Below are 13,380 nucleotides of genomic sequence, written 5' to 3' on the forward strand. Positions count from 1 at the left end.
CAAGGCCTTGGGCGGCAAGCTGCCCAGCGTCGAAAAAATCCTGGGCGGCCTCAAGACCGCCGAGACGGTGGGCCAGGTAGTGTCCAAGAGCGGCCAGCTGGCCGGCGCCGCGCTGCGCAGCCTGGACGGCGTCAAGTGGTCCGATCTCAAGCCGGGCGACGCCGGCAAGAGCTTGCTCGGCAAGGCCGACTACGCCAAGCGCGGCGGGGCGGTGATCGCCGACGCCAGCGGCAAGCTGCATGCCGCCTTGTCCAAGGGCGAAGGGCGCGAAGCGCTGGACTTCGTCCACGGCAGGCTCGACAAGGCCTTGGGCGGCAAATTGCCCAGCGTCGACAAGATACTGGGCGGCCTCAAGACCGCCGAGACCGTGGGCCAGGTGGTATCCAAAAGCGGCCAGCTGGCCGGCGCGACGCTGCGCAGCCTGGACGGCGTCAAGTGGTCCGACCTGAAACCGGGCAACGCCGGCAAGAGCCTGACCGGCGCGGCCGACTATGCCAAGCGCGGCGGCGCGGTGGTGGCCGACGCCAGCGGCAGACTGCGTGCCGCGTTGTCCAAGGGCGAGGGGCGCGAGGCGCTGGACTTCCTCCACGGCAAGCTCAACGCCAAGCTGGGCGGAGTGCTGCCCAGCGTCGATTCGCTATTGGGCGGGCTGGGACAGCTGGAGGAACTGGGCAAGACCGTGTCCAAGGCCGGCGGGATGGCGGGCAAGGCCATGCGCGCTTACTCCGGCGCGTCCGGCAACGTTTTCCAAAAGGCGATGGCAGCCGCCGGCACCTTGTTGGCCGGCGATGACTCCGGCGGCGACCCTGGCGCCAAAGCCGGGGGCAAGGACGGGAAGGGGAAAAAGCGCCCGGCCGCCAAGCCAGCGGCCAAAACGCCGAAAACCGGCGGGGCCTCCAAACCCCAGCCCAAGACAAGGGCCAAGCCGGTTCCCAAGGCCGAGTCTCCCGCCAAGCCTAAAGCCGCGTCCAAGCCGGCGGCGAAACCATCGGTCAAGCCTGGCAATGCGCTGAAGGAAGCGCGCGGCCTGCCGGGCAAGAGCAAGAGTTTGCTGTCCGGATTGAAGCTGCCCAAGTCCGGCGGCGGCTTGCTGAACACGGGACTCAAAGCGCTGAGCAAGGGCGGAAAGGGCTTGAAGAGTTTGATCGGCAAGGCCGATCTGCTGGGCGTGGGCATGGATCTGCTGTCCACCAGCCGATCCAGTCTGAGCCCGCAGGCCAAGGCGGCCGCCTACGGCAAGACGCTGGGCGGCACCGCCGGGGCCTTGGCCGGCGGCGCGGCCGGCGCAGCCATCGGCACCATGCTGTTGCCCGGCGTCGGCACCTTTGTCGGCCGGCAGGTGGGCAGCTGGCTGGGGCAGAAGGGCGGCGAATGGCTGGGCGAGAAGATAGGCAACTGGGCAGGCAAGCCGGGCGCCGCGCCGAAGCCGGTGGCAGTGCCCAAGCGGGCGATCCCGCCCAAGCCGGTGGCGGTTCCCAAGCCGGCGGCGCCAGCCAAACCTGTCCCCAAACCCGCTGCCAAGCCGGCCGCTCAGGCGCAGCAGGCGCAACAGCTGCGACGCATCCAGCAGACGGCCAACAAGGCCGCGGCCAAGCCCGCCGGTCCGGCCGCCGTGTTCAACATCACCTTCTCGCCGCAGATCACCATCAACGGCGCGGCGTCGGCCGGCGTCAAGCAGCAGGCGCAACAGGCGATGCAGCAGTCTTTCGCCGAGTTCGAACGAATGATGAAGCGCTACGAGGCGGACCGTCAGCGGCGCAGCTACGCGGCGCGGGGTTGAGGAGACGCATCCATGAAGAAAGGAGCAAACGATGTACGCAGTACTGGGTGACATCGAGTTCGACCTGATCAGTTATTTCGACGGCCTGGAGCAGCGCGGCGGCAGCGATTACGCCGAGCACGCGCGGATAGGCGGCAAACCGGTGCTGCAGTTCGTCGGCGATCGTCTGGACGAGGTCCGCATCGATCTGGTGCTGCACGCCGCCTATTGCCAGCCGGACGCCGAGCTGCAGCGGCTGCACGCCGCCCGCCAGACGCACCAGGCGCTGGCATTGGTGCTGGGCAATGGCGATCACAAAGGCCATTTCGTGATCACCGAGCTGACCAGCACCGGCCGCCAGAGCGACCGCACCGGCAATCTGCTGGCGGTGGAGGCGCAGCTGTCGCTGCGCGAATTCCGCGGCCAGGCGGCGCCGTCGCCCAAGCCTGGCCTGCTGGGCAGCGTCAGCGGCTTGCCGCAGGCCAAGCTGCAGCAGTCGCTGGCCGGCGCCGGCTTCAAGCCGGACCTGTCCGGCCTGAGCAAGGCGCTGTCCCAGGCCAAGACCATGGCGGTGCAGGCGCGCAAGGTGGTCAACGATGTGCGCGAGCTGAAAGACCTGGCGCGGCGCGATCCGCTGTCGGCGCTGGGACGGGTGCCGGGCGTGCTGAAGGATGTGCAGACGGCGGTGCCGGGCATCGCCCAGGGCGTGGAGCGACTGAACCAGTTCATCCAGCCGTATTCGCGGCTGGCTGAGAGCATCAAGCCGCTGATCCCGCAGTTTCAGGCCATGGGCCGCCAGCTTGGCGCGCTGGCCGAAACGATGCAGGGCTGCACGCTGGACAACGTCGCCGACAAGCTGGGCAAGGCGGAGGCGACGGTCCGCGACATCGACAAAAACTGGCCAGCCCGCGACATCGAGATGGCGAAGTTGGCCGCCAAAGCGGTGCTGCGCCGCATTCTGGAGTGAACCATGTTTCTCAAGCACATCTGTCAGGAAGGGGAGCGCTGGGACCAGATCGCCTGGCGCTATTACGGCGACGTCGGCCAGATGGTGATGCTGATCGCCGCCAATCCGCAGGCGCCGATCAGCGAGACGCTGCCGGCCGGCACCCAGCTGGCCATCCCGCTGCTGGAGGCGCGCGACGAGGCGGCGCTGGATGAGCTGCCGCCGTGGAGGCGCTCATGACCGACAGTCGCATCCAGGACGTGGCGGCGCCGGCGTTCGAGCTCAGCTACAACGGCAAGTCCATCACTGCCGACATCGCCCAGTACGCGCTCAACATCAGCTACACCGACCATCTGTCCGGAGAGTCGGACGAGCTGGAGGTGGAACTGGAAGACTGCGACGGTCGCTGGCTGAACGGCTGGTACCCGGACAAGGGCGCGACGCTGGACTTCAAGCTGGGCTACCGCGGCGCGGCGCTGGTGGCGCTGGGCAGCTTCGACGTGGACGAGGTCGATTACAGCGCGCCGCCGTCGGTGGTCCACATCCGCGCGCTGGCCACCGGCGTCCAGCATCCGCTGCGCACGCCGGAGGGCCGCGCCTACGACAAGCTGACGCTGCAGGCGCTGGCGCAGCGGATCGCCAAGCGCCACGGCATGAAGCTGGAAGGCAAGATCGAGGATGTCGAAATCGAGCGCCTGACCCAGTACCACGAAACCGACCTGCAATTCCTGCTGCGGGTGTCCAGCCACTACGGCTATGTCTGCAAGGTGATGGACAACAACCGCAAGCTGGTGTTCTGGAAGCGCGCCGAGCTGGTGGCGTCCGCCAGCGTGCGCCAGTTCGCGCCGTCGGACCTGATCGCCTGGCGCGCGCGCGACCAGCTGTCGCAGGTGCCCAGCGCGGTGGAGGTCAGCTACCACGACCCGCACAAGCGCAAGCTGCAGACGGCGCGGGTGGGCGCCGACGCGCGCTCGCCCGGCGGCAAGGCCAGCAGCGCCGACGTGGTCAAGCTCACCCGCAAGTCGGGCGGACGGGCGCAGGCGGAGCTGCAGGCCAAGGCAGAGATGGAGCGCCGCCAACTGGCGCGTACCGAGATGAGCGTCACCGTGGACGGCTCGCCGCAGCTGGCCGCCGGCCGCAACGTGGAGTTGTCCGGCTTCGGCAAGCTGTCCGGCCGCTACCTGATCGAGCGGGCCCGCCACCGCCTGTCGCGACAGGAAGGTTATATCTGCGAACTGGACCTGAAACGCGCGGCGCCCGCCGCGGCCAAGGAGAAGAAATGAACGACGTTTCCCTGCCCGACGCGCTGGCGACGCTGAAATTCGGCAGCGTGGCCGAGCATGACGCTCCCACCCAGCGGGTGCGGGTGCGGCTGCCGGAGCTGGGCCAGCTGCTGACCGCCTGGCTGCCGGTTCTCAGCCGCAAGAGCCTGAAGGACAAGGACTATTGGCTGCCGGACATCGGCGAACAGGTGGCGGTGCTGATGGACGCCCGCGGCGAGGACGGCGTGGTGCTGGGCGCCATCTATTCCGAGGCGGACGCGGTGCCGGTGGCGAGCGAGGATAAATGGCAGCGCCGCTTCGCCGACGGCGCGGTGCTGGAGTACGACCGGCAGCAGAACCAGCTGACCGTCAACGGCGGGGTCAAGCACGTGGTGGTGGACACCCAGGCCGACGTGCTGATCAAGGCCGCCTCCAGCATCACCATAGACGGCGGCCAGACCGTCACCGTCAAGGCCGGGAGCAAGGTCAGCATCAACGCGCCGGCCACCGAGATCAGCGGCACGCTGACGGTGCAGGGCGCGATCACCGGCAAGGGCGGCCTGGCGGTTTCGGGCGGCGGCGGCGCCACTGTAACGGGCAGCGTCAGCGTCAGCGGCGACGTCACCGCCAGCGGCAAGAGCCTGGTGGGCCACAACCACATGGGCGCGCACGGTCCGACCAGCCCGCCGCTCTGAGCTGCGGCGCCATCTTATTCGCAGTTTGACTGGAGACCATGATGAACAACGATTTCTTCACCCTGCTCACCGCCGTCGGCAAGGCCAAGCTGGCCGCCGCAGCCAGCGGCGGCGCGCCGCTGAAGCTCAGCCAGATGGCGGTGGGCGAGGGCGACAACGGCGCGTACTACACGCCGACCGAAAGCCAGACCGCGCTGAAAAGCGAGGCCTGGCGCGCCGGGCTCAACCACCTGTCCACCGATCCGGCCAACCCCAGCTGGATCGTCGCCGAGCTGGTGATCCCGGACCAGGTGGGCGGCTTCACCATCCGCGAAGTGGGCGTGTTCGACGCCGACGGCGCGCTGTTCGCGGTCGGCAAGTTCCCTGAGAGCTACAAGCCGGTGCTGGCCGACGGCGCCAATAAGCAGCTCTACGTGAGGATGATCCTGGAAGTATCCAACGCCGCGGTGGTGACGCTGATGGTGGACCCGAGCGTGGTGCTGGCCACCCGCGGCAGCGTCGACGCGCGCATCGCCGAGGAGCTGGCCAAGCTGGACGGCAAGCCGTCGGTCCGCGCCGCGACCACCGGTCCCATTGTATTGACCGGCTTGCAGACGGTGGACGGCGTCGCGCTGCAGTTGGGCGATCGGGTGCTGGCCAAGAACCAGGCCGCCGGCGCCGACAACGGCATCTATGTAGCAGGCGCCGGCAGCTGGGCGCGCGCCGCCGACGCCAACATCAGCCTGGAAGTGACGCCGGGCTTGTTCGTCGCGGTGGAGCGGGGCGCGGCCAACGGCGGTTCGATCTGGCAATTGCTGGACGCCGGCGCGCCGGTGGAGCTGGGCAATACGCCGCTTTCCTTCGAGCGGGTCTCCGGCCGCACCGGCGTCACCGCCGGCAGCTACAACCGGGTGACGGTGGGTGCGCGCGGCGAGGTGCTGGGCGGCTCGCAGCTGGTGGCCTTCGACCCGGCTCAGACCTTCCCGATCCAGGCTTACCGGCGGAATGCGCTGATCAACGGCGGTTTCGACGTTTGGCAGCGCGGGGTGAGCCAGACCGTCAGCGGTTACGGTTCTGCGGACCGCTGGTGCCTGGATCTGGGCGTGCCGCCGGGTTTGTCAGGTGTGACTGTTTCCAAAGTCGTCGCCAGTGCGGCGGATACCGATGCGTTGGGCGGAGCGGCCAATTTCCTGCGTATCGCGGTGACCAAGGTGCCGGCGGCCCCCGCGCGCGAATACTGTCAGATCACTCAGCGGGTGGAGGGGGTTCGCCGCTTTTCCGGCAAGACCATGACCTTGAGTTTCTGGGCCAAGGCCGATGCGGCCAAAACCATTCTGTTCTATGTCGAGCAAGGCTTCGGCAGCGGCGATGGCGTTTCCCCCATCGCCCGTGCGCAGAATGAAACGCCGATCCAGCTGGGAACGGGCTGGCAGCGCTACAGCTTCACTTTCACTTCGCCATCGATCCAAGGCAAGACCATCGGCCCGAATGGCGATGATTATCTTTCGGTGTTTTTCGGCGTGTCATACAGCACGGTGTTGCCGGCGCATAGCGCCATCGCTGGCCCGCAAACCGGCGTGTTCGATATCGCTCAGGTGCAATTGGAGGAGGGGCCGGTGGCGACATTGTACGAGCGACGTGCTCCGGCAGAGGAGCTCGCACTGTGCCAGCGTTATTACGAAACAAGCTATGCAGTGGCTCGTTTTGTGGGAGGCGACGACAACATGGGATGGGTGGCTTATCGGCAGAGTAAGCGTGGGCCGACTTCGGTTTTCTTCTTTAATCCCGATACTCAGGTGGCAGGGCAGGCATTGACTTATAACGCGACCAATATATATAGCTCGGGGCCGATTTCAGTCAAATTACTTTACAACTATAGCGGCGACGATTTCAGAAATGGTTTTACTTGGGGCAATCCGGCTTTTACGCCGGTTAATGTGAATGATGCAACGTTGTTAACCCGCTGGACCGCCGACGCCGAACTGTAAACGGAGAATAAGATCATGTATCGATTGACCGATCGCACGGATGTGATCATCCGCATCGAAGATGGCGCGCACATTCCGCAGGGCCACCGCTTTTGGGCCGATTATCAGGCTTGGCTGGATGAGGGCAACATGCCGGAACCGGCGGAAAGTCCGGCGCAGCTGTTGCCGCGCCTGCTGCGGAATATTGACGCCGCCGCCGACGCCGCCAGCCAGTTTTATGTCGGCAGCGAGCTGCGCGCGCTGGAATACCGGCAGGCCGCCGCCGAGGCCCAGTCCTATAAAGACGGCGGCTGCAAGGGTGATGCGCCGCCGGCGGTGCAGGCCTGGGCCAGCGCCAAAGGCCTGTCCGGCAAGGACGCGGCGGACGGCATCCTGGCCAAGGCCGCCGCCGGCGACCAGGCGCTGTACGCGATCCGGGCGCTGCGCCTGGCGGGCAAGGAGGCGGTGCGCAACGCTGTCGACGCCGATGCCGCGCGCGTGGCGGCCGAGGACGCGCTGGCCAAGCTGCGGCAACTGGCCGAATCGCCGGACGCGCTGGCCGCGCCGGCTGGCGATGCGGTCAATGCCGGCGGTTTCTGGCGTTCCTCCCTCAAGCTGTTTTCCCGGGGCGCTTGATCCCCGACCGGCGGCCGCGCGCCGCCGGTTTTCTGTTTTCCCCATGCCCGGCCATCCGGCCGGCGCGTCCTTCCCAAGGTTATCCAATGACCGACATCACTCCCAATGCGCTGGCCGGCGACACGCGGCTGTCGCCGCTGGCCGAGCTGAGCCGGCGCTTGCAGCGCATCGATCTGGCGCCTTTCCTGGTTTACCTGGTGGACCAGGTGGAGGCCGATTTTCTGCCCTTGCTGGCCGAACAGCTGCACGTGGCCGGCGACGAGGGCTGGCAGCTGGCCGGCGGCGAAGCGCAGCGGCGCGATCTGATCAAGCAGGCGATAGAACTGCACCGCTACAAGGGCACGCGCTGGGCGCTGCAGCGGGTATTGGCCACGCTGGGCCTGGATGGGAGGATCAGCGAGTGGTTCGAATACCAGGGCCGGCCCTTCCATTTCAAGGTCGATCTCGATTTGTCCGGCCGCGGCCTGGGCGAGGCCACCTACCAGGCCTTGCGCCAGATGCTGGACCAGTACCGCAATGCCCGTTCCCGGCTGGAGAGCCTGGACCTGCGGGTGGAGCTGCGCGAGCGGCTGCCCGTGGTCGCCGCCGTTTCCGCCGGCGGCGAGGTGGCCAGCGTGTATCCGCAGGCGCGGCGCGAGCTGCGCCAACAAGGGCCGCTGCGCCTGGGCGCGGCCCATGGTGGTGTCGAGACCGTCACGGTTCTGCCTTGGCAGAGGACGCGGCTGGACGGCGGGATCCCGCTGCGCTGGTGCATGGGCCTGCCGTGTCGGGAGGCGGTCACGCTCTATCCGCGCCCGCTTCAACTGATTTCCTAAATCGCTTCAAAAGCCGCGGCCGCGGCAACCTGCAAATATGACGTGACGATAACGACGACCGGCATACCGCGGCTGCTCCGGCAGCCGGCGGCGTGATCCACGAAATCGAACGTAGACCCGCTAACAAAACCCCTGATCCTGCGTTGCGCCTCCTTGTCGTACGGGCGGGTACTGCCTGCGCCGGCGCGCCTTGGCTCAGGTTCTCTGCGAGGTTTTGTTAGCAGCTCTTAGGCTGTAAGCCAACCGACAAGGACCCGTCCATGAGCCCGAACCTTCCCGATCTGCCCGACTTGCCCATGGTCGATCCGGCCGCCGCCGCCAGCGCCATGGCCGACGCCTATCTGAAACTGGGCGGCCGGCAGCAGTACCCGAAACAGATGGAGCAGCTGCTGACGGAAATGCTGGCCAACCGCCAGCCCGGACTCGCCACCGCCGACCTGCCCAAATTCATCGACGACGATCCCAAAACCGTCGCCGCCCAGATGGCCGCGACCTATCAGGACATGGCCGGCAAGCGGCTGTATCCGGGTCAGGTGGAACAGCTGTTGATCGATTTGTTCGCCTACCGCGAAAGCCTGGCGCGCGCCGCCTTCAACGACGCCGGGCGGCAAAACCTGGTGGCCTTCGCCCGCGCGCCGATGCTGGATTACCTGGGCGAGCTGGTGGGCGTGGCGCGCCAGCCGGCCCAGGCGGCGGCGGCGCGGGTGACGCTGACCTTTCCGGCCTATGTCGACGGCGGGCCGAAGCAAGTGATTCTGCCCGCCGGCGCGCGCATCGCCGGCAGCGCCGCGGTTCAGTTCCAGACCACCGCCCCGCTGGCGGTGAATCTGACGGACAAGCCGCAGGATCTGGCCTGCGAGGTGGAGGCCACCGTGCCGGGCGAGGCGGGCAATCTGCCGCAGGCGGGCGATCTCAACCAGCTGCTGGATGATCCCGGAGTCAAGGTGGAGGTGGCCGGGGCGGAGAAGCCCCGGGGCGGGGCGGAGGCGGAGGACGACGAGCATCTGCGCCAGCGCATCCGGCTGGCGCCGGAAGCCTATTCCTGGGGCTCGGCCAACCGCTACCGGCTGACGGCGATGACGGCGGCGGCCGACGCGGCGGATGTGCGGGTGATTTCGCCGCGTCCGGACGGCACGGTGCAGGTGGTGGTGCTGGGGAAAGACGGCGCGCCGTCGGCCGAAACCCTGCGCCGCGTCCAGACGGCGCTGGCGGACGACAAGGCCCGCATGATCAACGACAGGATAGAGGTGGTTCCGGCCGAGGTGGTGGATTACGCGATCCGGCTGGAAGTGGACGTGCTGACCACCCGCATCCCGGATCTGGTGTGCCGGATGGCGAAGGAGCGCTGCCAGGGATACGCGGCCAACCTGGCCCGCCGGCTGGGCGGCGACATCGTGCCGTCGCAGATCAAGACCACGCTGCACGACATCGACGGCTTGTACGACGTGCGCGTGCTGGAGCCGGCCGACAAGCGGGTGCTGTCGTCGTCTCAATGGCCGCGCTGCGCGGCGGTGGAGGTGACGCTGGGAAGGATGGTGAGCGATGGCTGAGCTGCTGGTTCCGCCGCTGGCGGGCGATACGCGCGGCCGGGCTTTCGACGCGCTGTCGGCGCGCAGCGCCGGCTTCGACCTGTCGCCGGCGCTGATCTACCTGATCGACCAGACCCCGGCCGAGCTCCTGCCTCTGCTGGCCGAGCAATTCAACGTGGTCGGCCCGTTGTGGGCCTACCTGCCCGATGACGCGGCCAAGCGGCGCGCGATCAAGGAGTCGGCGGCGTGGCACCGGGCCAAGGGCTCGCCTTGGTCGGTGGAGGCCGCGCTGTCGTGGGCGGGTTATGCGGCCAAGGTGGAGGACGCCGCCGCGCCGGCCACCCGCTGGGCGGAATTCCAGCTGGAACTGGACGCGCCGGTGGACGGCGACGCCTTGCTGACGGTGCTGGAGCTGGCCCGTTTCGCCGCGCCGGCCCGCTCGCACCTGGCGCGGCTGTACGGCGGCTACGACCGCCGCGTGCTGAACGCGTCGAGCGGCGACCGCTGGTCGGATGCCTTCCTGTCGGACGATTCCGGCGTGTGGCGGGACGGCGTGCAGCTGAGTTTTGGCCGGCGGCGGCCGCTGTCCGCGGCTTGCCCGGCGGCGGCCACCGGGCTGGGGCGCCGGCGCGCGCATGCGTCGCGCACGCTCTACCCGGACATGCTGCGCTATGGCACCGCCCACTTCGGCGACGCGCCGGTGCTCAACCATCCGGTGATGCGCAGCCGCCTGATCGGCCTGGGCAACAAGGAGGGATTGCGCGATCCGGTCATCCTGGCCGGCAACCCGCCTTCGCCAAGCTGGACTGGCGGCTGGGACGACAGAACATGGGGACGCTGGCTGCCGATGACGCCGCACCGGCGCACCGCCCGCGCCGCGCTGGTGCTGTCCGGCGACACGCGGCTGGGCGAGCCGAACACCCGCTTCGGCGGCTGGGCCGAAACCTCGTCCGGGCGCTTCATCTGGTCCGACTCCGCATGCAAATTGTCCGATTTCAACCCCGGCCGAACGCGTCTGGTCATCGAGGCGGTCGAGGTGGCGGCGCACGGCCTGGCGGCAGTCCGGCCCGACGATGGCGACGCGATGGGCGCGCGCACCACCCGACGTTCGTTGCACACCGGCCAGATCGACTGGCGCGGCGCGATCCGGATGGACGGCGGCCTGCGCTGGTCGGACCGGCCGCTGGCCGAGTCCACCGGTTGGCGGCTGGAGTACCGGCTGACTACCGGCGACACCGCCGGACTTGGCCCGCGCGCCGACCACTATGGCTGGCGCGGCCGCTGGGATGACCGGCGCTGGCGCGGCGATCTCTCTCTCACCCACCAAACCTTAACCACCTGAGGAAAACAAGCTTATGGCAACCCTGACCCATAGCGGTCGCGCCGCGCTGGCTGCCGCGCTGGCGTCCCAGACCCTGCATTTCGCCTGGGGCATCGGCCAGGCGGCCTGGGACGACAAGCCCGTTCCCGAACCGATAGACGCCACGGCGCTGGTGTCGGAAGTGGGCCGCCGCCTGATCACCGAGGTGCGCTTCGTCACCGAAGACCCGGCCGGCGAAATCGTCGTCCCCACCGGCCGCTACCGCGTTTCCAACGATCCGACGCGCCATTTGCTGCTGCGCATCGCCTTCGAGTTCGGCGACGCGCCGGCCGCGGTGATCCGCGAAGTGGCCGTTTTCGCCGGCAGCAAGACCCAGCCCGATCTGCCGGCCGGCCAGCGCTACTTCACGCCGGACCAGATCGCCGCCCCCGGCATCCTGGTCGCGCTGGAGCGCATCACCCCCATCCACCGTTCGCCGGCCACCCGCGAAACCTTCGAACACGTCATCTCCCTGTAAGGATTGCAGCCATGTCCAACATGCCAGACGGTTACTACAACCGTTTCGATCCGGCCAAGCATTTCGACGCCCACCTGTTCCGGGCGAGCTATGCGGTGCAAGCGGCCGAGTTCAATGAAGTCCAGTCCAGTCTGTCCGCCCGCATCCAGGGCGTGGCCGACGCGATGTTCCGCGACGGCAACGTGGTGCGCGACGCCCGCGTCGTCGTCCATGCCGACAGCGGCCAGGCCGTTTGCGAGGCCGGCGCCGTCTATCTGAAGGGCGCGGTGCGCGGCGTGGCGCCCAAGCAGTTGACGATTCCCGTGGTCGGCGTGGTCGCCATCGGCCTGTATCTGCAGGAGTCGGTGGTGACCGAGCTGGAAGACCCCAGCCTGCGCGATCCGGCGGTGGGCGCGCGCAACTATCAGGAAGCCGGCGCCGCGCGGCTGAAGGTGGAGGCGGTGTGGGGTTTCGCCGGCGACGGCCAGGCCGGCGAGTTCTTCCCGGTCTACCAGGTGGAAAACGGCGTGCTGCGCGCCAAGGAGCCGCCGCCGCAGCTGGACGGCGTCACCCAGGCGCTGGCGCGCTATGACCGCGACAGCTCGGGCGGCTCCTATGTGGTGTCCGGCCTGGCCGTGGCCGCCGCCGCCGATCTGCCCGGCGGCGAGCAGGTCTACACCGTCAGCGAGGGCCGCGCCCGCGTCAACGGCTACGGCGTGGAGCTCAGCACCTCGCGGCGCGTGGTCTATCCGGCCGCGGCCGATTTGCGGCCCATCGACAGCGAGCCGCATACCAGCGCCAGCGCCGGCGCCCAGCGCATCAATGTCGACCGCGCGCCCATCGCCCTGATCAGCCAAGTGCGCATCACCAAGGAAGTCACCGCCACGCTGACCCATGGCGGCTATACCGGCGCCCAGGACCCGCTGCCGGACACTTCCGTGATCTCGGTGCTGGAAGTGAAGCAGGGCGGCACCGTTTATGCGGCCGGCACCGATTACAAGCTCAGCGCCGGCAAGCTGGACTGGAGCCTGCCGGGCAACGAGCCGGCGCCGGGCAGCACCTACACGGTCCGCTACCAGTTCATCGCCGCGGCGCAGCCCACACAGTCCGACGCCGCCGGCTTCACCGTGGAGGGCGCGGTGGCCGGCACCCTGGTGCTGGTCAGCTACAGCCAGAAACTGCCGCGCATCGACCGCCTGGCCATCGGCGCAGACGGCGAGCTGGTGTGGATCAAGGGCGTGGCCGCCGACTGGAATCCGCAGCCGCCGGCGGTGCCGGCGTCCTTGCTGCCGCTGGCCTCCATTGTCCAGACCTGGACCCGGGACCGCGCGGTCAGCAATGACGGCGTGCGGGTGGTGCCGATGTCCGACCTGGCCGGGCTGCAAGGCCGGCTGGACCGCATGGCCGAGCTGATCGCCCAGCAGCGGCTGACTTCGGACGCCCAACTGCGCGAAGCCGGCGCCAAGAAGGGCCTGTTCGTCGATCCTTTCCTGTCCGACGGCATGCGCGACGCCGGCATCGTCCAGGCCGCAGCCATCGTCGGCGGCGAGCTGACCCTGCCCATCGCCGCCAGCGCCGCTTCGGTGCCCAACGATGTGTCCGACCGGACCAGTCTGGCCTTCAGCCTGGTTCCGGCGCTGGAGCAGCCGATGCGCACCGGCAGCATGAAGATCAACCCCTATCTCGCCTTCGACCCGCTGCCGGCCGCGGTGACGCTGACCCCTGCGCTGGACCGTTGGACCGAGCTGCAGACCAGCTGGGCCAGCCCGCTGACCGAGCGCCTGACGGTGGGCAGCGGCAACCGCTCCAGCGTCAGCCAGACCACCACCGACGCGCTGCTGTCCACCAGCCGCAAGCCGATCGAAACCCTGCGCTCCATCGAGGTGCGTTTCAACGTGTCCGGCTTCGGCCCCAACGAAGCCCTGTCCAGCCTAAAGTTCGACGGCATCAGCGTCGCGCCCGCCGCCCAGTAAGG

Annotated in this window: 11 protein-coding genes and 1 pseudogene; all 12 read left to right on the top strand. The window is 68.5% G+C overall.

The features are described 5' to 3' along the window. A pseudogene (locus VL52_RS25040) lies at positions 1-1,780 on the top strand (hypothetical protein); the annotation flags it as partial. A gap of 31 nt (positions 1,781-1,811) precedes the next feature. Continuing rightward, positions 1,812-2,726 (top strand): phage tail protein, encoded by a 915-nt coding sequence (locus VL52_RS15840; RefSeq protein WP_052717717.1) that lies wholly within the window; start codon positions 1,812-1,814, stop codon positions 2,724-2,726. A gap of 3 nt (positions 2,727-2,729) precedes the next feature. After that, complete coding sequence (locus tag VL52_RS15845; protein WP_046157938.1) at positions 2,730-2,945, top strand: tail protein X; 216 nt, start codon at positions 2,730-2,732, stop codon at positions 2,943-2,945. Then, the gene (locus tag VL52_RS15850; protein WP_046157939.1) at positions 2,942-3,988 is read left to right on the top strand and encodes a phage late control D family protein; all 1,047 of its coding nucleotides are present in this window, start codon (positions 2,942-2,944) and stop codon (positions 3,986-3,988) included. Before VL52_RS15845 ends, VL52_RS15850 begins: the two co-directional genes overlap by 4 nt. Then, positions 3,985-4,662 (top strand): phage baseplate assembly protein V, encoded by a 678-nt coding sequence (locus VL52_RS15855; protein WP_046157940.1) that lies wholly within the window; start codon positions 3,985-3,987, stop codon positions 4,660-4,662. The genes VL52_RS15850 and VL52_RS15855 overlap by 4 nt, the downstream gene beginning before the upstream one ends. Positions 4,663-4,703: 41 nt before the next feature. After that, positions 4,704-6,629: a phage tail-collar fiber domain-containing protein gene (locus tag VL52_RS23435; RefSeq protein ID WP_052729340.1), complete on the top strand. Its 1,926-nt coding sequence runs from the start codon at positions 4,704-4,706 to the stop codon at positions 6,627-6,629. Between the two features lie 15 nt (positions 6,630-6,644). Continuing rightward, complete coding sequence (locus VL52_RS23440; protein WP_052729341.1) at positions 6,645-7,244, top strand: hypothetical protein; 600 nt, start codon at positions 6,645-6,647, stop codon at positions 7,242-7,244. Positions 7,245-7,330: 86 nt separating this feature from the next. After that, positions 7,331-8,059: a phage tail protein I gene (locus VL52_RS15870; RefSeq protein ID WP_046157941.1), complete on the top strand. Its 729-nt coding sequence runs from the start codon at positions 7,331-7,333 to the stop codon at positions 8,057-8,059. 260 nt (positions 8,060-8,319) lie between these two features. Continuing rightward, entirely contained in the window at positions 8,320-9,609 is a 1,290-nt protein-coding gene (locus tag VL52_RS15875) for a baseplate J/gp47 family protein (RefSeq protein WP_082113792.1), read from the top strand. Next, a complete protein-coding gene (locus tag VL52_RS23445; RefSeq protein WP_052729343.1) occupies positions 9,602-10,930 on the top strand; it encodes a phage tail protein in 1,329 nt (442 codons plus the stop codon). Before VL52_RS15875 ends, VL52_RS23445 begins: the two co-directional genes overlap by 8 nt. 13 nt (positions 10,931-10,943) lie before the next feature. Continuing rightward, positions 10,944-11,426, top strand: coding sequence for a BW3TFN family phage tail fiber component (locus VL52_RS15885; protein WP_046157942.1), 483 nt, complete (start codon positions 10,944-10,946; stop codon positions 11,424-11,426). Positions 11,427-11,437: 11 nt separating this feature from the next. Further along, entirely contained in the window at positions 11,438-13,378 is a 1,941-nt protein-coding gene (locus tag VL52_RS15890; RefSeq protein ID WP_052729344.1) for a DUF4815 domain-containing protein, read from the top strand. Positions 13,379-13,380: the final 2 nt, after the last annotated feature.

Source organism: Chromobacterium vaccinii (genome assembly GCF_000971335.1).
Lineage (GTDB): Bacteria > Pseudomonadota > Gammaproteobacteria > Burkholderiales > Chromobacteriaceae > Chromobacterium > Chromobacterium vaccinii.

Coding starts and splice junctions, on each gene's coding strand:
- VL52_RS15840 (WP_052717717.1), top strand. CDS start 1,812: ATGTACGCAGTACTGGGTGACATCGAGTTCGACCTGATCAGTTATTTC.
- VL52_RS15845 (WP_046157938.1), top strand. CDS start 2,730: ATGTTTCTCAAGCACATCTGTCAGGAAGGGGAGCGCTGGGACCAGATC.
- VL52_RS15850 (WP_046157939.1), top strand. CDS start 2,942: ATGACCGACAGTCGCATCCAGGACGTGGCGGCGCCGGCGTTCGAGCTC.
- VL52_RS15855 (WP_046157940.1), top strand. CDS start 3,985: ATGAACGACGTTTCCCTGCCCGACGCGCTGGCGACGCTGAAATTCGGC.
- VL52_RS23435 (WP_052729340.1), top strand. CDS start 4,704: ATGAACAACGATTTCTTCACCCTGCTCACCGCCGTCGGCAAGGCCAAG.
- VL52_RS23440 (WP_052729341.1), top strand. CDS start 6,645: ATGTATCGATTGACCGATCGCACGGATGTGATCATCCGCATCGAAGAT.
- VL52_RS15870 (WP_046157941.1), top strand. CDS start 7,331: ATGACCGACATCACTCCCAATGCGCTGGCCGGCGACACGCGGCTGTCG.
- VL52_RS15875 (WP_082113792.1), top strand. CDS start 8,320: ATGAGCCCGAACCTTCCCGATCTGCCCGACTTGCCCATGGTCGATCCG.
- VL52_RS23445 (WP_052729343.1), top strand. CDS start 9,602: ATGGCTGAGCTGCTGGTTCCGCCGCTGGCGGGCGATACGCGCGGCCGG.
- VL52_RS15885 (WP_046157942.1), top strand. CDS start 10,944: ATGGCAACCCTGACCCATAGCGGTCGCGCCGCGCTGGCTGCCGCGCTG.
- VL52_RS15890 (WP_052729344.1), top strand. CDS start 11,438: ATGTCCAACATGCCAGACGGTTACTACAACCGTTTCGATCCGGCCAAG.